We start from the raw sequence: 20,513 nt of genomic DNA on the forward strand, positions 1-20,513 counted from the left end.
ATGGCAGTGAGCAATTAGAGTCACTTCCGTTGTCATTGCTTTCAGCTGAGCTGATAAGGTACGTCATTTACACGATGACAATGGCAGTGAGCCAATCGAGTCACTACCGTTGTTAATGCCGACCAACCGAGGGAAGGGTCCGCTCAAAGAACTGAGTGACAACAGTAGTGAGATCATCCAATCACTACCATTGTCAGCTTAAACCTGTAGGACGAAGAGGCTTGTCCGATAAAATGACGACAATGGAAATGAGCCTATCCATCACTACCACTGTCATTAAAGTCCAGCGGTTCAACGTTAATCAGTAGCTCCGGATGACAATGGTTGTGAGTCAGGCAATTCCCAAGCATTAAGTGACAGCAGCGTAACACCTCTAAGCTCACTCCTGTTGTCAGGGGTTAGGGTATTGAGTCTCTACCGTCGTCAGTGTTTCTGAGACACCAGTATTGCAGATCACTACAATTGTCACTTAAGTATCGACGGGGGAATAGATGCAAGTGACTGGCTAACCAGTACCAGTTTAGATTCAAAACGATCCCATCTTTGTGGATGCACTTGAGTAAGCTCGTATGACGATATGTCAGAGAAGTGACAACGGGAGTGAGTTGCCGGACTCACTACCGTTGTCATCCCCGGTTGAAGGAAGAGGATCCCCGGGGCTGTATATTTACCGGGTATCCTTACTCAAGGGTTTCGACACTCACTCCCATTGTCGTAATCAACGAGTGTGCATTGTCTTTTAAAAGCATCGCTGGAAACGTACGATTAAAGTAACTTTTCTTTCGGTTCTTCCTTGCGAATCTCTGAAGACGTACTGGCTGATCGGAGTCAAGGAGGGCAGTAAAATTGAAGCCGTCAGTTTTACTGTCGGCTCCGGGTAGTTACTTCAACTCGTCGATCTGAATCATGAATTCTGAGGTGCCAACTTTCCCATTTTCGGAAGGATAAACGGGTAACAGAAGATTATCCCCCTGGCCCATATCTATTTGCACCTCAACTGACTCACCTGGAGCCGCCTGTGCCCCGTTAAATTTAATACCGAAGGCTGCATCCTTCCGCACAGTCAGCGTTGCGTTCTGGACCCCTTTAGCAATTTCTCCATTTGTCTTACGCAGAACGTTAGTGGACAGGTACGCAAGGGGTACGCCATCTGTCGTTTTGAGAGGCGAACTGACCGATAATGTGCGTAGATTATGTAACTGCACAAGGTTATTCGGTAGATAACTGAACTTCTGAGTATAGGTTTTGGTATTCGACTGACTATCGGCAACTGTTACGCTAATTGAATAATTTTCAGATGGTTCGAAATTTGGGAACAGCCTCGGATACTCAGGCATGTATGTATCTTTGCCTGCCGGTGACCACGTAAGCTCAACGTTATCAGCTGTGGGGCCACCTACGAGCTGAAGACGGGTTATCCTCGGGGTTGTCAGATTATCTGCCAGAGCGATCCTGAGGTTCTCCAGGCCGTACACTACCGTATCGTCTTTTACCGGCTTTCCGTCGAATGTTATGGCCACTGTCGGAGGAGTGTTATCCAGAGCAATTTCTCCGAAAGTTTTATTGGTCTGGTTCTGGAAGAAGTCCCTGATGTTGACCTCAACGTTGTATTTTCCTTCAGACTGACGGGATAAATCATAAGCAATCGTGTAGTTACCTGAGATACGAGATTTGATTACGCCTGTGGGTGACATCCGGGTACCGGTGTTCTTATCGGAAAGATAAAATTCCCTCAATGAGACCGAGTCGAACCAGTTACCATCGCCTTCAAGTGACGCCAGTACATCCAGCTGCTTGTTAGTCTCGTCATATGATATCGAGTTTATTACCGGCAGTTGTTTATTGTTCCAGCGTGTCATAATCCATTGCTCAGACCGCAAAATGGGATTGCTGATGCTGCGAACGAAGTAAAGGATCCTATTGTAGCCCTGGGTACCCAAGGCCATATCAAACGTCTCAGGCGCTTCACACGAGGTTTTTCCTGCCGGAATGGTGCAGGTCGCCTTACCGCCGATCTCTTGTGCAAAGGGCCGGGCTTCAACGTTAAAACGAAGTCGGGAAATTTTAATTGGCAGTCGTGATGAAGCCACACTCTCAAAATCCTTCCACTTAACCCAGTTCCCCTTGTCATCGAGGAAATCTACCCAGGTACCCGCAAATGCAGGCGTTTGGTTTGCAGATGGGTTTAGAACGAGGCTGTATGACGGATAATACCCTCCCCACTGGCCAAAGTTCGCCATACGAGCCATATCCCCATTAATTGAGCCATAGGGAAGAGTCATTTCAACATAAGCATAAGTGCTGTCTACAGCTATCTCTTTGGGGGCGGAATATTGATTGATGAACTGAAGCCCACCTTCTGAATAAGCACGGTAGTTAGATTTTGGGATCCGGTAGACTAATCGAATAGGGTTTTCGTTAACGACCATACCGGCTTTGTAAGCCGGATAATTAGAAACCCCGGGTACGACGCTGGAAGACGTATTTGGATCATGAACGGCCCACAGTGTCATCTCACCCAGCGTGTTGTCGTAGCGAAATTTTTGAGTTGGCAGCGTTCGGCTATTACCTGCGTTATCGAAGATAACAACTTTTGCAGTAAAGTCTTCATCCAGGTTGCTGTCTGGTATTCCGGTTCCCTTAACTGAATTCTTAGAGTAAGTGTGGTACATCTTTTGGCCGGATACGTCATACTGCATCTGTGTAGTGCTGTAGAGGCTACCGTCCTGCCTGTAAATATATATTAGGCCCTTATCAATACCATTTGCATCACTTACGCCCGAAGAGGTGAAGTCATACTGCCCCGTTGCCTCTAATCCAAGCTTCCACACGTCACCAGCGGTAGAGCCAGAACCAGTATTAGCGGTAAGAGCATTTGCCGCTGGAGGGGTGACATCAATTAGCCAGTTATAGTTATAGGTCGCTACAGGCTTCTGATTGAGATCTAACACGTTTATCTGAACGACAAATTTGCCTTCACCCAAAGCAGGCAAAGTTACTTTTTTGCCGTAGAACTCACTACCGTCAGCAGCTGTTAGTCGGTCTGATACACCCGTCCGTGTAGTCGTAGTATTAAGAATGACAGTTCCAGTGTCTTTCGTGACTTTGACATTAACGAAACGATCAAGACCTGAAATAAGTGTCAAAGTTACCGGTGATGCCGGATTAAGCATAAGACGAGAAGACGGGGCGTGGATCTCAATACCGTTCGTGTCTTTAAAGGCCGATTCATATATCTGAGCTGGGGCCTGAACAGACATACCGAGTCCGGCTACAGCAGTAATAAAAGCGAGATGTTTCATTCTTATTCCCCTTTAGGTTTGGTGTTATTTTAAGCTTTTCCTAAAGGTCACTATGTTCGTAAAAGTATAAAAAACTTCTCCATATGGTGCTCGAAATTACAAATCTATAATTTGCCTTTCGACAAACCTTATTGTGCGTTCAGGACGGAAATCTTTCTTTTTGGAATTACATCTGACATTTCTGTGGTGTCCAAACTGGCAACGATTGCAAAACTTATAACATTAGCCTGAAACTATCGGCATCCACATATCGCATTAAGTGATGCTTTTACTTTATGTAAAAAAGAATCAGGATAAATTAGGTATGTCAGATATAAATGCGTTAACGGACGGCATATATGAATCAAAACCTGGCGGCATTACGCCACCAGTCGAGAGGGGAGTGAACCTCAGTCAGTACGTCTACCTTCGTTCCGCAAGGCGCTTCTTGTTGTGAATTACAAACTGCCCTGGCGAGAACTGCATCATTTCACCCCTAGCAACACACGTGCCTCTTCAACGGTTTGCCAAGAAGGCATTGCTACGCCAGATTGAGTGCCGTTGCCCCTGCGCTCACCTGTGTCACATTCTACATAAAGACGCATCAGCATCGCTTCTGTTTCAGCGGCCCGGCTATTATCCATTACCAGTTCTGCTGCGCGTCGTAGCTGTTCTGGAATGTCATTCCACATTCCCGCACCACTTCTGTCTTTGTTAGTGAGCAAGTCTTCAATAGCAGATGAAGCCATGTTAAGCAGGTCAGCCGAAACTAAAGGCATCGGCGGGGCGGTATAGAGGATTCGACGTCTTCCGCGTCTGTCTGGATCGTATTTATCATAAAAAGCTTTGTTCACATCTTCCCAGTGCCACTGAAGTTGCCCGGTTGCGTCATGGTGGCAAAACTCGCACTGATAAACAGGCGCAATCGACATAACTGCCTTTCCAATACGTGCCAGTACAGCAACTTCGTCAGCTCTGAGACTCATTGCTTCGCTTGGGTTACTACCCTCGGCAAATTCCAAAATTTGTTCAATACGTTCTGGTGTGAAAGTGGTCATAGGCTTTGAAAACATATTTTTCCAGTTGTGCTTACCATATCATCAGGCATTAGGAGCGTTAGCGAATAATTAACAGGTCAGGACCAAAACTAAATCCTTCCCCCATACGGTCTTCATGACGGGAGACATATGCCTTACCGTATTTCTCCAGATCCTGTAAGCGATCTTTTGCCAGATTCCACGAGTATTCCTGGCCCCACACGGGTCCGTCACGCCCGTCAAAGCGGTCAGGTTTACAATTTGCTTTCAGAAGAGCGTAGACATGCTCCACCGTGGGTAGCTGCAAAGCACTATTAGCCTGAGAAACGGCAGTATGCGTCATTTCTGTTCACTCTTTATTGATTTAGTCAGTTAAGCCGGTCAGGTAACTTTAACCGGCTACTCGTATTAAGATTTCTTTCCGGTTGCTTGTCAGTTAGCGGCGAAGATCAATTTCAAGGCGGGCTGTTTTGACCTTTGTTCCGGACTCCCTAAATGTATCATCCGGAAGAGGCGAAATTTGTCCGCCAAGTTGTTTGACTCGCTCCCTGAGCGCTTTTGTCAGTGTGTCTTCCCGGAACAATACCCCAGCTGACAGAATGGCCTGTAAGCGACCTCGCTTAGCGAGCATTGCGATGGCATGCATGACATGTTTAACGTCAGAGCGTTTAAGGAATGGTGGATTCATAACGATAACATCAAAAGTTTCATCGGGCTGGTACCCAAGAAAGTCGGTATGCACCAGCTCGACTCCTGTGCTAAGGACACTATCGTTCTTCACTGCAAGGAATCGCTCATCGTTCAATTCGATCCCGGTAATCAATGCATCCGGAGCCGCCAGTTTTAAGGCTTTCAGAATGCGGCCATCACCAAACTCTGGCTCCAGTACACGCTCCCCGGCAGCTGGTTCAGCGCGTAGAACCATATCTGTGACTAAATTCTCAGGTGTAGGGAAGAAATTGAACAGATCTCGTGGGATGTCAACCGAACCTGTCAGAATGATTTGCTCGATACGCTCAGCTGCATCCGCCGTAAAAATATGTGCCTGCTCTTTTCGGTTCCATTTGCCACCGGCGGCTTCGAGCACTTTGTTTGTCTTAACATAAATGCTGCGGTCGAGCTGGTCGGCCAGGAAAAGAAAGTTCCCTTCAGCACGGCAGCGAGATAAGACGTTCAGAACTTCAGTTGAGATTTGCATTAAAACTCCATTAAGAGGATTTACCCGCCTGGCGGCAGCGGGTTGGTTACTTAAACGGGACAATTCAGATTTGGCCTTGGTTAGTCGGCAGACAACAGCAGGGATGGGCTGTTATAAGAGAAGCGGTCAACGGGAGCCTTATCAAATCGCTGACCGCTTGCATCAGGGGTCAGAACGAGTCCGTTATGGGCGCAATGAATGTGGAGCAACATATCCCCGCCGGTGTTGATGTGTAAGGCAGGCACACCCTGATCGATTTCGAACATGACACCAAAACAGGGGTTACCTTCCTTGTTAACAACTTCACAGTGGATGTTATGTTGGCCGGTAACGCTGACCTGATAGGCCTGACTGTCCTCTTCTGGCAGTGTTTCCTCCTCCAGGCGCCAGTCCTGAAGTGTGAGGCTAATTTCAGGGGTGTCATGCTCTTTCTGAAGAGCCTGGATACCTTTACGGAACAGCTGCATCATTTCAGGAGTAAGGCAGTCTTCCTCAGCTCCAAAATGTTCTTTCCAGCCTTCAGGATCTGCATACATCCAGACGTTTTTAGCGAGCGAAGGTAAGGAAGCATCAGGCTCTACAAGGAGGTGAGGGATGTTCTCTTTGATTCCGAGATAACGTACCGGCTGGCCATTAAGCGGTAACCCATCCGACACTGTAACTTCTGTTCCTGGCAAGACGACGCTGTTTACCAGACCTCCACAATGTTCGGCCACCACGCGGCCTAAATCTGCCATAAACATCCGATGCTTTTCTGGTGAGTCCAGCTCACCAAGGAGTTCAGGTTTAAGCAGTAAACCGGTAATAATCTCAGTCAGTTCACGAGGAGATACTAATTTATACATTTTGTTTTCCTTTTCTGTGTTGGCTTTATATTACCAATCCAGATGCACGAGCTAATAACCTCCAGACAACTTTTTCAAAAATTATTTACTTAAAGCAGGGTGCTAATATGCGCAAGAAATGAATTTAGGAAGGACGGCTTCAAATTTAACTTTTTGGTTTTTTATTTTAGACGGACTTTAAAATAGCATCGTTGATAAAATAATAAACATGGTTTGTTTTTTTGTTTGTATTGACAATCAAATGGGTATAAATTAATTTACTTACATGGCGTATATTTAACGCCACCGCCCCGGCGGCACCGGGCATAAAAGGAAAACCATTTTGAAACCGATGCTCAAAAAAGATTTTTTTTCAGCTATTGAAAACCTTCTCAAAGCTGGCTTTCAACCTCGCTTTTACACTGTTAACAGTGGCCGAATCGGTCTCATTACATTCACTGATAAAAATGGAACAAAACAGGTTGAACAGGTTTATTCCTGCACTTCTTTAGCCGCCAATACTTTTGGAAAGCGCTTCACCACTTGGTTAGAAGAAATTTTTCAAAAGCATAATGAAGAAAAAGTAGCTGATTCCGGGTTCGAGGTTGGTAGCCGTGTCTGGGATAAATTGATGTATACGTTGCGCACCATTTCAGAAATTCGTGCCGGGGGGGTGCTGGTGCTGGATAACGGTGCACAGCGTACACTGGATGAAGTGCAAAAAACGGCACCTGAAACAAACCAGGTGGAGCCAAAGGAAATCTCTTCACTTCAGGAGCTGCTGAACGCTTCCAAAAATCTGGAGCCGACTTCGCCTGAGCTAATTGCGGCTCTTAATGAGGCTCTGTCAACCGCCATAAAACGGTGAATGCAACGGCAGTCTGGCACATCAGGCCTTGTCAGAGATTAGGCCTGAAAAGCACTTACGTACCGATATAACACCTAATTCCCCTCTAAGGAGATTGCCCTAAATGGCGATGAATAAAAAAGAACAAGCCGCGTATGATGAGCTGGTGGCACAGGCCAGAATAAACCGCGCTTTACGCTGGTCTGACTATGGCGTTGAACGCGATATGCCCGTACCAGAGGTCTCGGGGGAATACCAAAACGGCTGGAGCTTCAACACCGCCACTGGCACTGTTTATCCGACATGGAGCGGAACTACGGTTCACGGCACACGGGAAGAGGGAGAGGTTGTCGATGCAACCTCCCGCCGCATGCGAGGCATGAATGGTAGCCAGAACGGCATACCACAATACAGCACCAAAGAACGCGCCCTGAAGGCATTACGCTGTTCGCTTGAAATCAAGTTTGCCATGCAGCTGGATGCCATAGATAAAGCTATCGCAAAAGAAATAGAGCTGTCCACCGCTCGCCGGGAGAGCGATACATCAGATGCCTAGCGGTAAACCATCAATTCAGGCCCGTGATCAGAGGGGCCTTAACGCCCTGAAAGAGGCGGTTCCAGCGACGGCACAACTACAGATGCGGGTTACCCCTGAACGTAAACTGCGTTACGTCAATCAGGCAAAGGCCGAAGGTCTGGGTCTAACAGACTGGGTCCAAAAGCATATGGATAACGTGTGTGATCTGGCAGGCCAGCCTGAAATAACCATGTACAAAGATGATGGAGAAACAAGTGGCCAAAAATAACAACAGTCTCAAACAGCATGTCTTCAATATGCTGTCGGCTGGCAGCGAACTTAAAGAAGTGAAGCGTTTTCTCACCAGCAAGCGAGTTAAAGCCCGCCTGGCAGTGTCAATGATCCACGAGCAGGCGATTGCTGTGCAGAACACTGAATACCAGAATTATCCGGCTTATAGCTAACTGGTAACAACAATTACAGAGAGATACTTAAAATGAGCGTAAACCCAGAATACACCAGGGTTCAGCATGTCCAGATTATTCGCGAGCGAGATGGGCAGAAGGAAGTTGTTCGAGTCTATGATGAAGATGGCGACGTGGTTCTGTGTTTACCTGCCTACATTCAGGATGAGGAAATAAATCTTATTCTGCGCCGGTTGAATGACGTATATTCAGTCGGATATCGTGTAGGTGATGCAGCCCGCCGCCGCGCCATCAAAAAAGCGCTGGGGGATGATGAGGAGTAAGGCCATTTTTACTGGCAAGATATCTGTATACCGGAGTCTTTAGAGTACGTTCTAATGGCTCCGGATTATTAATACTGTTTTACTCATGCAATAAAAAGCAAACCAAAATTCTTTCGCTAATTCATTTTTAAATGCTCAAATCATTAAATGTAAGGAGCGTTATTTATCAATAGGTATGGCGTTCTTAATGGCTATTAAGCTAGTTCTGCTTTCGCTTGCTTCTGGAAATTAGGGAAACCTAATTTTACCCTATCAAAAAGTAACTTTTCTGGTTTTGTTGCATTCACGTAAACAAAAAAGTCCCGCCGGGCAGAAAAGAAAAACATCAAAAATAGCTATTTTCCCGAAAAGATCACGAACACTGAAAAAGTATCATGGGGAACCTGATCAGGAGACAACCCATGAAAATCAAACTAGCCCTGCTTATTGCATTTGCAGGTTTCAGCGCAGGAGCTTCCGCTGAAATCGCAGAATTCAGCTTTAAAGATACCCTGAACGTTAAAAAGACCGTATCGCCTGCATCCGTATGGATTAATCCGGTAACGAGCTTTGACGTTGCCGTTATTTCCGGTCTGGACCGTTATATTACGCTCAGTCTGCTGAAAAGTGACGGGAGCCTCATCTGGAGCACGAAAAGCAGCCTGGTTACCGTTGATGACCGTACCACATCTTCGACAGGCTTTGATTATTACGGCAAGACTCTGACCGTACCAGCGATGGGAGAAGATAGCTTCACCCTCAGAGAGGTGATTACCGACTTGCAAGGGAAGGAGGTCTCCCGGCAGGATTACCCGCTTGCAATTGACCGAACGCCTCCGGCAACGGGTACCATAAGTTATACGAGAAATGGGTGGAACTTTGGCAGCGAAGCGATCTTCACTTCAGTACCAGCCGGTATGCAGTACGCCAGCGTCCAGGCACTGGTCTTTAATGGACTGAGTGATAAAGGTTCCGGGCTTGCTAATGCTGAATATTTCATAACCGATGCCGCTGGAGTGGAGCGTAAAAAGCCAGCGGAAATTAATACAGTGGAAGGTAGCGTAACCGTTCAAGTCGCCGACGCAAGCAGCAATGCCCTGGCACCGGAAAACCGCTCTGAATATAAAGTGGGGATCTACCTTTATGACAAAGCGGGAAACAGGAGCGAACTAAGCCGCCGAAGCGTAATTGATCGGGTTAAGCCTGACGATATCATCCAGGTGCAGGACGCCACTACCGGATCATGGGTCTCCTATCAGTCTGGCATGACCGTCTTCCAGAACCCTATTTCCGTACGGGTATTAAGGAAGAAAAGTGACTTTACTGCTGTTAACGGTTCCAAATATGGCTGGGCGGACTCGAATTTCCAGACGTCCGATAGCACTTATAATATCTATACTTTCAAATACATATATCCAAATGTGGGGGATACTTATCATGAATTTCAGACTCTGGCGGGAGGAGTAAGACGAATTCATCATAACTCCCTCAACTTCACTCCAGCCCCGGCGATGGAAATAGCCCCGAAGATAGTGGCTAAAGAGATGTACCGGAGTGATACCAGTGAGTGGTTAACTCAGGCCTCAATCAGCGTTAAAACCGCCACCATTAGCCGCATAAAGGTAACCGCAGAACCCCGACCATACGTGCAAAAGTTCAGAACGGTAAAAAATGCAGCCTGGTTCTGCACTATTCCTGTCGGACAAAGTTCATGCGAGATGACGGTTAACTTCAACTACACCAGTGACAAAGGATTTGAGTATCTGCATCTTTACTCGGGAAAAGATGGTGACAGCATATTCGATGCGCTTGCTGGTAATTTTACGGTTATCTGGGATAACAACCCACCGGTGGTTAATGTCGCTCAGGTAAACAAGGCCTCCAAGACAATCACTATGACGGCCACCGATAATGATCGCGTCAACGCCTGGAACATCAGCTACTGGGATACCAAAGTTTTCGAAGCCACCCTTAAAAATGCCCGGGGGGAAACTTTCACCCTGAAGCCTGTGACTGTCAGTGAAAGCGATTATAAAACCAAAAACGCCACTTTCTCATACGCTGGTCTACCGGACGGGGATTATACGGTTGTTAGCGTGTCTGCCACGGATCTTGTTGGAAACACAGGAACCAAAACGCTTAATGCACCGCTGAAAATTGACTCAACGCTTCCGGTTATTGCGTTCAGCTTTAATGGCGCAGACGCAGAAGGAAAACTGGTTAAAGGGCTTGAGAACCTACGCATAAGCGTTACTGATGCCTCTGGGGATGCTTCCCTGATATCGCTTCAGCTCGCTGGTGGACCTAACTCTGAAAAGGTCACCCTTGCATTCACGCCGCTATCCAAGGATGTCTTTATTCCTGAATACCCCAGAATCTTCCCCAATACTGACGAATCGGGACAGATGTATCATCTGGAGGCTCTGGCTATTGACGAATCAGGTAACCGGACCACTAAAACGCTTAATTTTACCTACCAGCCAGCTAACCTGATTATGCTGGATAATCTCAAGACGCTGGCCACAGCCGTAGCACTGAAAGCAACGGACAACACGCCGCTGGCCATCATCCGAACCAGTGTGTTGCGTCGTCAGGACGGTTCTATCATTACCGGACAGTTAAACGGAACCCTGACTGTTCAGAAAAACGCCCAGTTCGGCGTTACGGTTGCCGGAGTTACGGTCCAGCCTGGTGAAACTAAATCGCTGTCACTGGATCTTGGTAATGGTGAAGAGCGCACATATCCCGTTACTCCCGCTGTAAGTGGTCAATCTGGCACGGCCACATTTACTATAGAATTCCCTCAAACATAAACCCTACACAAGGGTACGGTAGTATGCCGTACCCTGTTACGCCATCCTCAATGTAAAATGTAGAGTTGAGCATGACTTAATTATTACTTTCTCATTAAGTGTCTCTTAAACTGCAAACGGGAAAGTAATATTCCCGAGACGGGAAGGACTCCTTCCTTTTGGTTATAATCTATGATGCTAAACTGTGTAATTACACCGGAACAATGTCCTCGTTTAAATCGCTGGCACCAGTACATGATTTATCCATGAATGCTTTTTGATGCAATTTTACTTCAGAATGCTCTTAATTTTTTAAACAAATTATATTTGAATCCTTCGTGTATAAATTTGCAGCCCCTCTCTCAATGTTTTTTTAAAATATTTACTCTCAGGTTATTAGCCAGTAGATTCATTCTGTCATGATTACTCCAGAACTAACCGGAGGAATCACATTATGACCAAATATTATGATCGCAGTGGAATTGAAATCTCCAGCGCAAAAATCCGCTGTGTTGATTCTGTAAAAGGTACTGCGGAATATACTTTTCGTATTGTTTGCGATAAATGCAATGGGCGGGGAGAGCGTAAGCATTTTTATAGAAGTCGCTGTATGGCTTGTAAAGCCACGGGTTACAGCCTCGAAACGACCCGTACTGCTTACACGCTGAATGCGCTGTACCGCATTAATGCGCAAGCTGCCCGCAAAGTGTCAGCATCCCTGCAAGACGAGCGTTTAAGGACTGAAAGCGCCCACAGTTCTGCGTTCACAGCATGGTGCAGGTCTCATCAAAAAATGGTTGATGCAATCACCCAACAATCCAGTAGTAATAATTTTCTGGAAAGCCTTAAGTCTTCTTTAACCCACCAGCGTCAGTTAAGTGATAAGCAGCTGGCAGTTGCCGCCCGCATTTTAGGTATTCATTAATTCAAAGCCCTTTTAATTTAATTTTAAGGTCAATTATTACGGAGGAACTATGATCCATTCATTTAAAGACAGACGGCTTGAAAAGTTCTTCCGTAATGGAAAAACAACGGCAGGTATTCCTTCTGAAATTATTAACGCGATTCTGTGTCGACTTGAAACGCTGGATAATGTCCAGAGTGAGCGGGAGTTATTATCCAACAGCTTGCGTTATGAACGCTTAAGAATGACGTCAAACCGTTATTCCTCCATTCGAGTAAACTCTAAGTATCGATTATTCTTTGAATGGAATGATGGCGCACATAATGTTCATTTGTCTGCACATGACTATAAATCGCTCATCCATTAAGGTTAAAAATGAAGCTATTTTCAATTTCATCCCGGGATACAAGCATGGACGCGATGTTTTATATCCAGGCCAGTACTAAACAACAGGCAAGTTACATATTTAGTACCCTTTCCCCGAAGCCTACTGCGAACTGCCAGCTTACAGATTTGCAGAATGAGACGGTCGTCCCTTCCATAAGCCCTATTTCGCTTTCACTTAACCCCTGGTCGATCAATTCCCAGTCCCGAACCCGGGAACTGCGTATGGCCACGCATGGTCTTAACCTGATCTGTGCAGTCACGGATGAGCATACCCGTCAGATAGTTGACTTTTGCGATAACCTTGGACAGCAGCTTAAGGATCCGGACGACAAAAGCGCCTGGGTTAAGCTCATTAATTCTGAATGCGCTTTGCTTAATTCTCCGCGTCTCTATCCCGTTCTGCTTGAGCCGGATACACCGGCACAATTTGAAATCTTTGTGCCAGCTCCGGAAGATGGAGAACACGACACGGTCATAGCCAGCGTTGTTAAAGAATGTTTCGGAGATGAATGCCGGTACAGAGTAACGGACAAAGCTTTTGCAATGTCGGAAAAGCCAGTCATCAGGCTGGAAGCTCATTTCAATGACAAACGCGAAAAGGTTTTAGAACTGACCTTTTCCTGTTTCAATCTTTCACTCTCAGCGTCCGTGCATGAAAACCAGCTACGTCAGATTTTGTTACTTTGCGAAGACTTTGGCGTAAGGCTTCAGGGTAGAGCAGGGGCATCCTGCCACGTTAATATGCGCAGTGCTTACCGTCGTCTTGCTCATGTTGGCACCGGCTCTCGCCCAGGTGATGACAGTGATGTGCGGGTCTATACCTCGTTAAAAGAAGAAAAAGATGTTAAGAGGCTGCTTGATAAGTCAACCAGGGGAAGTGAGCTTGTACCGGCGAGGCACGGGCAGCAGTTTAACGGGGTCTTAGTGAATGCCACACCCGCATCGGCCACTACTGGTTTCATTTACCTTTCGCATGATTTTCCGGAAGGCCAGTTTATGATGACAGCCGAGGTGTTGCATGTTGGAATTACACCAGGCGGTATTTACTACATTGAAACACTGGACGGTTACCGGTTTATCGTGACAGCGTTTGAGAAGGGATTAATGAACGGTTTGAGGGAGTTTATAGCTGCAAATGAGGAATATTTTAAGTATTACCGCTGGTCTTAGTATCTGAGCTGAAACCGGTAGGCCAGGGAAGGCAACCGGGAAAATGCAATTTAACCTGATCCTATACCTACGACTATCTTTATCCACTTATAATAGCCTCACCAAATTATAATGCCCGATCACCGCATTTGCTTAAACCTCACATATTCTTCTTATGCTTCCCCTGATAATCTACGACCGAAAGACAAAGGAAAGTGAATACGAAATAAGATTTATGAGCACATAAAAGTTACTTTTCCTTGGTGGCACATCACAAACATTGTGGGTTTCATAATCCTTTTTGTTATTTAAAAAGGATGTGTTCAATTCTAATTAAAGGTGGTATTTTTTTTGAAAGTTTGCTGGGAGGTTATTAGCTGGGGGGATGGGTAACAGTATAATAAGTACAGATGAAAAGGAGGTTTTATGAAAGCGTTAGACGTGGTTTCAACTCAACTCAACTTTATTAATCTGTTGGATCAGGCAGGATATGCTCTTTCAGAAATTGTTGTAAAACGCTTCAGTGCTGCACCAGCCTTTAACGAAGGGCACTGGTTGTTCATTGCAGAGCAGGATAACCGCTACATTGAAGTGGTCTGTATTCTCTCTTTAGCTTCAGAAAGCGGAGAGCAGCATATTGATGTTTTTATTAATATGTTCGAAGACCCGATTGATGATGTTATTTCACGAAACATTGAAACCAAAACCTTTGCGACGCTTTATAAATACATTGAACGTATACCTTTTACTCCGGGTGTAAAGAAAGAATTCTTGAGCAGTATTGAGAACATCAATTTTAGTTAATCAAAAACCACAACTTTTTGCCACCAAGTTATTAGGTAATGCTATCAACCTGATATAATTACCTTAACATGAATATGAGCGGAGCCGGGTTATGTCTAATAATACTGAAGTCATTAGCTGTGATTTATTTTCAACTCTATCTTCACTTAATTTTAGCACCGAGGATATTACAGGTTTGACTCCGGCCAACTTTCGAAAGGGAGCTTTCTTACATGCAAAAATTTCTGCTAGCCAGGCCACGCGAGCGACTGATATTTCCATTCAATTACTCACGGATCGTGTTTCAGGTGAAATGAACTACGTAATAGTAATTGGCAGGCACGAAGGACTCCTGCAAAGCGAAGCAATTGACCCAAACGCTGATAAGCAATACCGGGAAAACCGTTATTCTCGCCATTTTATCTCAGTAACCGATGCCAATACCAAAGCCCTGAAAAAAACCTGCAAGGTAATGAAAACATATATCAAAGAGCAGGCATTTAAGCCTAACACCTGGGGGCACAGTTTCATTAAGGGTTGATTTATTCTTGCCCCGGTGAGCCGGGGCAACGCTAAATTAACCTCAAACTGTGCTGGAGGCACAAATGTCTGAAAAACACTTTATCGTTAAAATCCAGAACCGAAACGGCGACCATGAGAATAGCTATGTTCGGTTACTCGTCAGCGATTGTGAGAAAAATGCTTGCCAGACGGCACTCATTTCAGAGTGCCATGGCGAGCTTGAACAGCTGAGTTTTGAAGACGGTGGGGTTTACGACTACAACGGCGAAAATCACTACAGTGTCAGGAGCTGCGTGGAGGTTGCTCCAGAAGACGTTGCAACTTTGCAACGCTTCCTTTAACACCTGCGACATTTGATTAAATATCGGGCGTCCGCTACAGGATGCCCGTGATTTAAACGATTCCTCAAAGATCGCTGTCACTCCTGATAACTGTATTAAGAGCAGGTTTGTGATAGGTTCAGCGTAACAACATTACTGGAATTTTGGTTGCCTTGATGAAGAGCTGCTTTTCTGATTTACCCGTTAAAGACGGCACGTCCGGAACCTGGAAACTGGACACATTCGAAATTACCGCAGATAAGGCGATGAGCCTCGCCCTTCGTGCCGAGTATACAGGTAATACAGACGAGTTTATCCCGCCCGGTAGATATCGGCGTTTGTCCAACGGCTGGGATGTGGTGATGTCCAATACCCCGATGGAGATCAGAACCTGCCAGGATTTTTTAGAGCGAGCCACCGGGCGCGTGCTCATTAATGGTCTTGGTCTGGGGATGGTGCTTCACGCCATTCTTCAAAAAGAAGATGTAACCCATGTAACAGTAATTGAAAAAGAACAGGACGTTATTAACCTCGTTGCGGCCTCGTTTGCAAACGATCCTCGCGTTGAAATTATCCATGCTGATGCAATGATGTATTGCCCACCAGCAGGCGTCACGTACAACGCATGCTGGCACGACATATGGCCAGACTTCGCAACAGCTAACCTCTCACAGATGGATAAGCTGGAAATTAAGTACCGGGACATCTGTGAATGGCAGGGCTCGTGGGGCAGGGAGGAGTGTGAGCAAAAGCACATTGAGTTTCAAAATCTTGGGGCTGATTGAGTACAACTTTTGAAGGTGTCTCCGCTAAAGAAGACTGGGTCTCTTTGCGCATGCCCAGCTGTGCTGCATGACCTGACAAAGCCTATAAATAAACAGATCGGTTTGATTTAGTAATCCCCCTTCCAACCATCAGGCCGATATTTAAACTGCATCTCCATTAAGGATGGCTGATGAGCACGATTTCTACGGATTTAATTGCACGGATCTACGCAGCCTCCGAATTGCCGTTGAGCAACGACGAGCTTTATCGCGAAGTGCAGCGTGAAACTGGCATGTCGGATGCCGAATTGCACGAACTGAAAGAATTTGGGTCAGATAAAACCAGAACCAGCGGCGTCAAACACAAAGTACGCTGGTTTCAGCAGACTCTTCGGCAGGCCGGAGTCATCGAACGCGTTCCAGAAAAACGGGGCGTCTGGAGATACTCCTCTAAGACGAAAACAAACCTACACGAGTCATGGGAAAAGCTCTGTGTTGTCGGTTTCTCAACTTCTCTTGGGGCATCGGTTTTTGGAAACGCCTATGCCTTCTTCAGCAATATCACAGAGCAAATTCATCTTTGCCTGACCTCGCCGCCTTACCTCCTTCGAAATTCAAGAGACTACGGGCATGGCGGGGGGCGTGGCGAGCAGGTTTATATTGACTGGCTTCTGCGTATCCTCGAACCGATCGTGAAACAGCTTGTACCCGGCGCAAGTGTGGCATTGAATATCACTCAAGATAGCTTTAATAGGGGCAGGCCTTCACGTTCTCTGTATCTGGAGCGTCTGACACTGGCATTATGTGACAAGCTGGGGCTTGAGCTCATGGACAGGCTTCAGTGGGTGAATCGCAGTAAGCCCCCATCGCCAACGCACTGGGCATGTAAGCAACGAGTGCAGCTCTGCTCATCGTATGAGCCTGTGCTGTGGTTTACCAATGATGCGAGTAAGGTTCGTTCAAACAACTTACGTGTACTGCAACCGCATTCAGAGCAGCATCTTAAATTGCAGGCAGCAGGCGGTGAAAATCGCACGACCTTTTATGGTGATGGGGCGTACCAGCTTAAAAGCGGATCCTTTGGAAATAAAACAGAAGGAACGATCCCCAAAAATACTTTGTTTTACGGCAATAGCTGCGCTGATACGAGATTTTGCCATTCCATTGCCCGCGAGCTAGGTTTTCCGCTGCATGGTGCAACGTCTCCTACCAGGCTTGCAGCGTTTCTGATTGAGTTTTTGACAGAGCCGGGAGATCTTGTTGTAGATCCCTTCGCTGGCCTGCATAAAGTTCCCATCGCAGCCGAGCGACTTGGCAGACGTTGGCTGGCGACGGACAAAATCATGGAATGGCTGGCGATTTCCCGAAACCTTTTTACGGCCGCACCGGGATATAAGAGTAACCCCATGCTGGACGAGCTCGCCGAACTGTATCGGGCTTAATGCAAGTTAACGGTTTTGATAAAGTGGTTTGAAGCGACAAGCGGTTTATTCATTTTGCATTGTTTCTACCATAAAATGACAATATTAACGGCTTAGCATACGCCGCAGAGATAATTAGGGTGCCATTCATTTCCGGTTGTCTGTATTAACGAGTGTATTCAATATTCACTTGTTTCTCCGATATAGACCCAACAAAAAAAACTGATGGTTGTGATACAGAACTTGTTGAATTAACATCCGGTACATTAACTATATTGGTAATTTAGACGGTTTCTAAATTAAAGGTGGACAGATATGAAGTCAGATACAGAAATGGTTTCTCCTATCGAGTTGCACATTGGCGATCATGTCCAGCGGCATGGTGCTTTATTTGAGGTTATGCATATTGTTGAATCCGAATGCGATATTCCCGGCGGCATCCGGGTAGCAGCATGCATTTCACGGGTTATCGGTGACGTTACGGGCAATATTCCTCGTGGTTGGCTGGAAACACCGAAGCGTATGGCTGAGCGAGGAGTTAAGTGGGCGACGAGTCTGCCTGAGGGGCTTTACTTTAACATCCAGGGGAACGCACATGCGAAAGTAAGCCGGGTTATTCGTAATGTGACTAATTGAAACTTTTTTCTGAATTGCGGTGTAAAAGTTACTTTTCACCGCATCGTTTTCCCTAACTACTAAATCAGAGCTTCTCTGAAATAAGCGGATTTAACCGCTAGCGATTTATTCAGGCCATTTTATTCTAATCATTATCCTACACTTCAAAAATATTCATTATTTTTTCTTCTGACCTATTAGCCAGAATTCTCGATTCGGTATCATTTACTTACGGTAAATCTTTTGAAAACGAGGTAAATGGCATGCATTCTCAGGATCCTATCACGAAATTAACCCAGACGTTGCAACGCGACGATGGTTCTCAGGTTCGTATTGTAGCGCAGCGGGGATATGGAAGTGGGCTTACAGCCTCGCTTGATGTGTACGTTCTCCGTCGTGATTCCTCTGAAAGCAACTGGTCACTGTGCGGAAAAGATCCTCACCCAGAGTGGAGAAAGATGTCAGTAGATGAGTATCAGAAATTTGGACGCTCTGAAATGCTGCGTTATGCCACACCAGGTGAAATTCTCAGGGTGGCATCCGCTATTGGCCAGCCAATGAGCTTCCTCGATGGCAACCCTGCGTTTTAGCCCGAACCCTGGCGACGCCTTTTAAACCGGCGTCATTCTTTTTACGAGCAACAGACGGAGAAAAAATGAATCTGAACGAACGAAGCACGAGCGCAGCAACGCCAGATTTGAGCCGACTTTATCTCATTTCCGGGCGCATTATGTTTGATGATGATGATCAGGCCTACCTGGTCGAAGCCGACTCCCCTGGTGATGCAGAGGAGGCTTTCCGGCATCATATTGCTGACAGTGCCGACGACTTAGAAAAGGTGATTATAGTTTCCTCTACAAGTTTCGCTTCAGCTCACAGCAGTCGCGTAATTTGTCGGCCTGCCGTGAAGTAATTTCAACTTCCAATGATATTTCCCTCTTTATAAAAGCCGCCGTCTGGCGGTTTTTATTTGCAAAAATGAATATTAATCCTGAATGATATTAATTTAAGATGAGGTAGTGTTCATATTCTTCTTCTTAATATTTTTTCTAAAAAAACGCCTTCAGGTTATTAGTTGGTATTAGTGTATTTGTTATGATCTTCTCATCAAATACATTAATTAAATAATCAAGGAGTCAACTGTGGCAGATAATTATACTCAGGCGTCGTTTATTATTCCCTGCACTCAGGAGCAGGCAAAAATGGCACAAGAAGCAATCACATTCGTTACCGAAGCAGAAATTGCAGAAGGTGAGCGTTTGCTTGATAAGCCACTGACAGATTGTTCTCTGACTGAGAAGCTGATCCTCAGTATTATCGAGAACCACCCTGAGTATGACCCTTCTGAGCCGAGCTTTGGGCAACCATCCTGCCCAGACTGCAATTATGAACTGTTGTTCGCAACAGAAGTTACCAGCAGTGGGCTGGCAGTTTTTCATGGAGAGACCATTGATCTTGACCATGCAATTTGCCTCACAACTGCCGTGCTGTCGGTATTCGACCTCTCGGAAATGGTAACAATTACTGCTGCATTTACATGCAGTAAAAGCCGGACAGATGAATTTGGGGGTATGACTATTCTGGTCACAAAGGATACCCACTATTACCAGGATGGCTGTCAGTTTTCTCGTCTCATGAATGAGGCTCACAAAGCCGGTATCCAGTATGCTCTGTGTAAAGTGACGCATTACCACGGTGAGAGCAGCTATGTGGCAAGCTATGTCCTGAGCTGCGACGTAGCGGATTCAGCCCAGGAGGTCGTTAACAAACGACTGAAGGCATGTGCCGGAAAAGAGCCAGAAGACGGAATCTATATTCTGTGTGAAGAAGACAACACTAGTCTTTCGGTCGAACTCGTTACAGAACTGTCTCCGCTCGATTACGACAAGCTGAGCAAGCTTCTCCCTTCCCTTGACACCCTTTGCGGCGCTTAAGCCTGCCAATTACCGTAGCCACCGGTTTCCCCGGTGGCCTGGAGCCTGCCATGACCAATAAATTCATAGTTTCTACCGTTGATTGTATCAATGAATTTGCAAGTGACGTTCCGCAGAGTGTTTCCTTACGGATAGATACAATGCTTGAACAGCGTATCCGCAAATTGGCGGCATACGTGAAAGAAAACGATCTTCATTTAACTGAGTTTTACTTCTATGAGGCTTTGTTGAATAAATCGAACTTTTGCTGAGTTGAAGGATCAGATCACGCATCTTCCCGACAACGCAGACCGTTCCGTGGCAAAGCAAAAGTTCAAAATCACCAACTGGCCCACCTACAATAAAGCCCTCATCAACCGTGGCTCCATAACTTTCTGGCTGGATGATGAAGCTATTCAGGCCTGGTATGAGTCGGCAACGCCTTCATCACGGGGAAGACCTCAGCGCTATTCTGACCTTGCCATCACGACTGTGCTGGTCATTAAACGCGT

General features: G+C 46.0%; 24 protein-coding genes. 19 read left to right on the forward strand and 5 right to left on the reverse strand.

Going from position 1 to position 20,513, the window contains the following annotated elements:
• Nucleotides 1-881: 881 nt before the first annotated feature.
• From ACOT0L_RS20510 to ACOT0L_RS20530, 5 genes are all read right to left on the reverse strand, one after another.
• Nucleotides 882-3,302 (reverse strand): Ig-like domain-containing protein, encoded by a 2,421-nt coding sequence (locus ACOT0L_RS20510; protein WP_000681217.1) that lies wholly within the window; start codon nucleotides 3,300-3,302, stop codon nucleotides 882-884.
• 464 nt (nucleotides 3,303-3,766) lie between these two features.
• The gene (locus ACOT0L_RS20515) at nucleotides 3,767-4,354 is read right to left on the reverse strand and encodes a hypothetical protein (protein WP_000491820.1); all 588 of its coding nucleotides are present in this window, start codon (nucleotides 4,352-4,354) and stop codon (nucleotides 3,767-3,769) included.
• Between the two features lie 43 nt (nucleotides 4,355-4,397).
• On the reverse strand, nucleotides 4,398-4,661 hold the full coding sequence (locus tag ACOT0L_RS20520) for a hypothetical protein (RefSeq protein WP_000149862.1): 264 nt from the start codon (nucleotides 4,659-4,661) through the stop codon (nucleotides 4,398-4,400).
• Between the two features lie 93 nt (nucleotides 4,662-4,754).
• Nucleotides 4,755-5,516, reverse strand: coding sequence for a methyltransferase (locus ACOT0L_RS20525; protein WP_001447802.1), 762 nt, complete (start codon nucleotides 5,514-5,516; stop codon nucleotides 4,755-4,757).
• A gap of 80 nt (nucleotides 5,517-5,596) precedes the next feature.
• Nucleotides 5,597-6,361 carry a hypothetical protein gene (locus ACOT0L_RS20530; protein ID WP_000277498.1) on the reverse strand — a complete coding sequence of 255 codons (765 nt, stop codon included), beginning with the start codon at nucleotides 6,359-6,361 and terminating at the stop codon, nucleotides 5,597-5,599.
• A 331-nt stretch (nucleotides 6,362-6,692) separates the two neighbouring features.
• On the opposite strand from ACOT0L_RS20530, the gene ACOT0L_RS20535 reads away from it, so the two are divergent.
• The 19 genes from ACOT0L_RS20535 to ACOT0L_RS20625 form a co-directional block, all read left to right on the forward strand.
• Entirely contained in the window at nucleotides 6,693-7,208 is a 516-nt protein-coding gene (locus ACOT0L_RS20535) for a hypothetical protein (RefSeq protein ID WP_012695482.1), read from the forward strand.
• A 103-nt stretch (nucleotides 7,209-7,311) separates the two neighbouring features.
• The gene (locus ACOT0L_RS20540) at nucleotides 7,312-7,743 is read left to right on the forward strand and encodes a hypothetical protein (protein ID WP_001251242.1); all 432 of its coding nucleotides are present in this window, start codon (nucleotides 7,312-7,314) and stop codon (nucleotides 7,741-7,743) included.
• 221 nt (nucleotides 7,744-7,964) lie between these two features.
• The gene (locus tag ACOT0L_RS20545; RefSeq protein ID WP_012477421.1) at nucleotides 7,965-8,168 is read left to right on the forward strand and encodes a hypothetical protein; all 204 of its coding nucleotides are present in this window, start codon (nucleotides 7,965-7,967) and stop codon (nucleotides 8,166-8,168) included.
• A 32-nt stretch (nucleotides 8,169-8,200) separates the two neighbouring features.
• Nucleotides 8,201-8,452: a hypothetical protein gene (locus ACOT0L_RS20550; protein WP_000115760.1), complete on the forward strand. Its 252-nt coding sequence runs from the start codon at nucleotides 8,201-8,203 to the stop codon at nucleotides 8,450-8,452.
• Nucleotides 8,453-8,853: 401 nt separating this feature from the next.
• On the forward strand, nucleotides 8,854-11,244 hold the full coding sequence (locus ACOT0L_RS20555) for an Ig-like domain-containing protein (protein ID WP_000694552.1): 2,391 nt from the start codon (nucleotides 8,854-8,856) through the stop codon (nucleotides 11,242-11,244).
• 433 nt (nucleotides 11,245-11,677) lie between these two features.
• Nucleotides 11,678-12,148 (forward strand): hypothetical protein, encoded by a 471-nt coding sequence (locus tag ACOT0L_RS20560; protein ID WP_000170639.1) that lies wholly within the window; start codon nucleotides 11,678-11,680, stop codon nucleotides 12,146-12,148.
• 49 nt (nucleotides 12,149-12,197) lie between these two features.
• The gene (locus ACOT0L_RS20565) at nucleotides 12,198-12,494 is read left to right on the forward strand and encodes a type II toxin-antitoxin system RelE/ParE family toxin (protein ID WP_000581857.1); all 297 of its coding nucleotides are present in this window, start codon (nucleotides 12,198-12,200) and stop codon (nucleotides 12,492-12,494) included.
• 44 nt (nucleotides 12,495-12,538) lie between these two features.
• Nucleotides 12,539-13,684: a hypothetical protein gene (locus tag ACOT0L_RS20570; RefSeq protein WP_000339750.1), complete on the forward strand. Its 1,146-nt coding sequence runs from the start codon at nucleotides 12,539-12,541 to the stop codon at nucleotides 13,682-13,684.
• 405 nt (nucleotides 13,685-14,089) lie between these two features.
• Nucleotides 14,090-14,467 carry a hypothetical protein gene (locus ACOT0L_RS20575; protein WP_000645320.1) on the forward strand — a complete coding sequence of 126 codons (378 nt, stop codon included), beginning with the start codon at nucleotides 14,090-14,092 and terminating at the stop codon, nucleotides 14,465-14,467.
• A 91-nt stretch (nucleotides 14,468-14,558) separates the two neighbouring features.
• Nucleotides 14,559-14,987: a hypothetical protein gene (locus ACOT0L_RS20580; RefSeq protein ID WP_000069824.1), complete on the forward strand. Its 429-nt coding sequence runs from the start codon at nucleotides 14,559-14,561 to the stop codon at nucleotides 14,985-14,987.
• Nucleotides 14,988-15,051: 64 nt separating this feature from the next.
• Nucleotides 15,052-15,309: a hypothetical protein gene (locus ACOT0L_RS20585; RefSeq protein ID WP_001290639.1), complete on the forward strand. Its 258-nt coding sequence runs from the start codon at nucleotides 15,052-15,054 to the stop codon at nucleotides 15,307-15,309.
• A 155-nt stretch (nucleotides 15,310-15,464) separates the two neighbouring features.
• Complete coding sequence (locus ACOT0L_RS20590; protein WP_000833775.1) at nucleotides 15,465-16,073, forward strand: hypothetical protein; 609 nt, start codon at nucleotides 15,465-15,467, stop codon at nucleotides 16,071-16,073.
• A 170-nt stretch (nucleotides 16,074-16,243) separates the two neighbouring features.
• Complete coding sequence (locus ACOT0L_RS20595; protein WP_000104393.1) at nucleotides 16,244-17,494, forward strand: site-specific DNA-methyltransferase; 1,251 nt, start codon at nucleotides 16,244-16,246, stop codon at nucleotides 17,492-17,494.
• A gap of 294 nt (nucleotides 17,495-17,788) precedes the next feature.
• The gene (locus ACOT0L_RS20600; protein ID WP_000834113.1) at nucleotides 17,789-18,109 is read left to right on the forward strand and encodes a hypothetical protein; all 321 of its coding nucleotides are present in this window, start codon (nucleotides 17,789-17,791) and stop codon (nucleotides 18,107-18,109) included.
• Between the two features lie 242 nt (nucleotides 18,110-18,351).
• A complete protein-coding gene (locus tag ACOT0L_RS20605; RefSeq protein ID WP_000556022.1) occupies nucleotides 18,352-18,678 on the forward strand; it encodes a hypothetical protein in 327 nt (108 codons plus the stop codon).
• Nucleotides 18,679-18,743: 65 nt separating this feature from the next.
• On the forward strand, nucleotides 18,744-19,001 hold the full coding sequence (locus ACOT0L_RS20610) for a hypothetical protein (RefSeq protein ID WP_001052325.1): 258 nt from the start codon (nucleotides 18,744-18,746) through the stop codon (nucleotides 18,999-19,001).
• Between the two features lie 229 nt (nucleotides 19,002-19,230).
• Nucleotides 19,231-20,022: a hypothetical protein gene (locus ACOT0L_RS20615; RefSeq protein WP_000774871.1), complete on the forward strand. Its 792-nt coding sequence runs from the start codon at nucleotides 19,231-19,233 to the stop codon at nucleotides 20,020-20,022.
• A gap of 50 nt (nucleotides 20,023-20,072) precedes the next feature.
• A complete protein-coding gene (locus ACOT0L_RS20620) occupies nucleotides 20,073-20,273 on the forward strand; it encodes a hypothetical protein (protein ID WP_022646497.1) in 201 nt (66 codons plus the stop codon).
• A gap of 1 nt (nucleotide 20,274) precedes the next feature.
• A partial coding sequence (locus ACOT0L_RS20625) for a transposase (RefSeq protein ID WP_170938143.1) occupies nucleotides 20,275-20,513 on the forward strand: 239 nt, incomplete at its 3' end.

This window comes from Enterobacter cloacae complex sp. XAL002 (assembly GCF_049236805.1).
GTDB lineage: Bacteria > Pseudomonadota > Gammaproteobacteria > Enterobacterales > Enterobacteriaceae > Enterobacter > Enterobacter intestinihominis.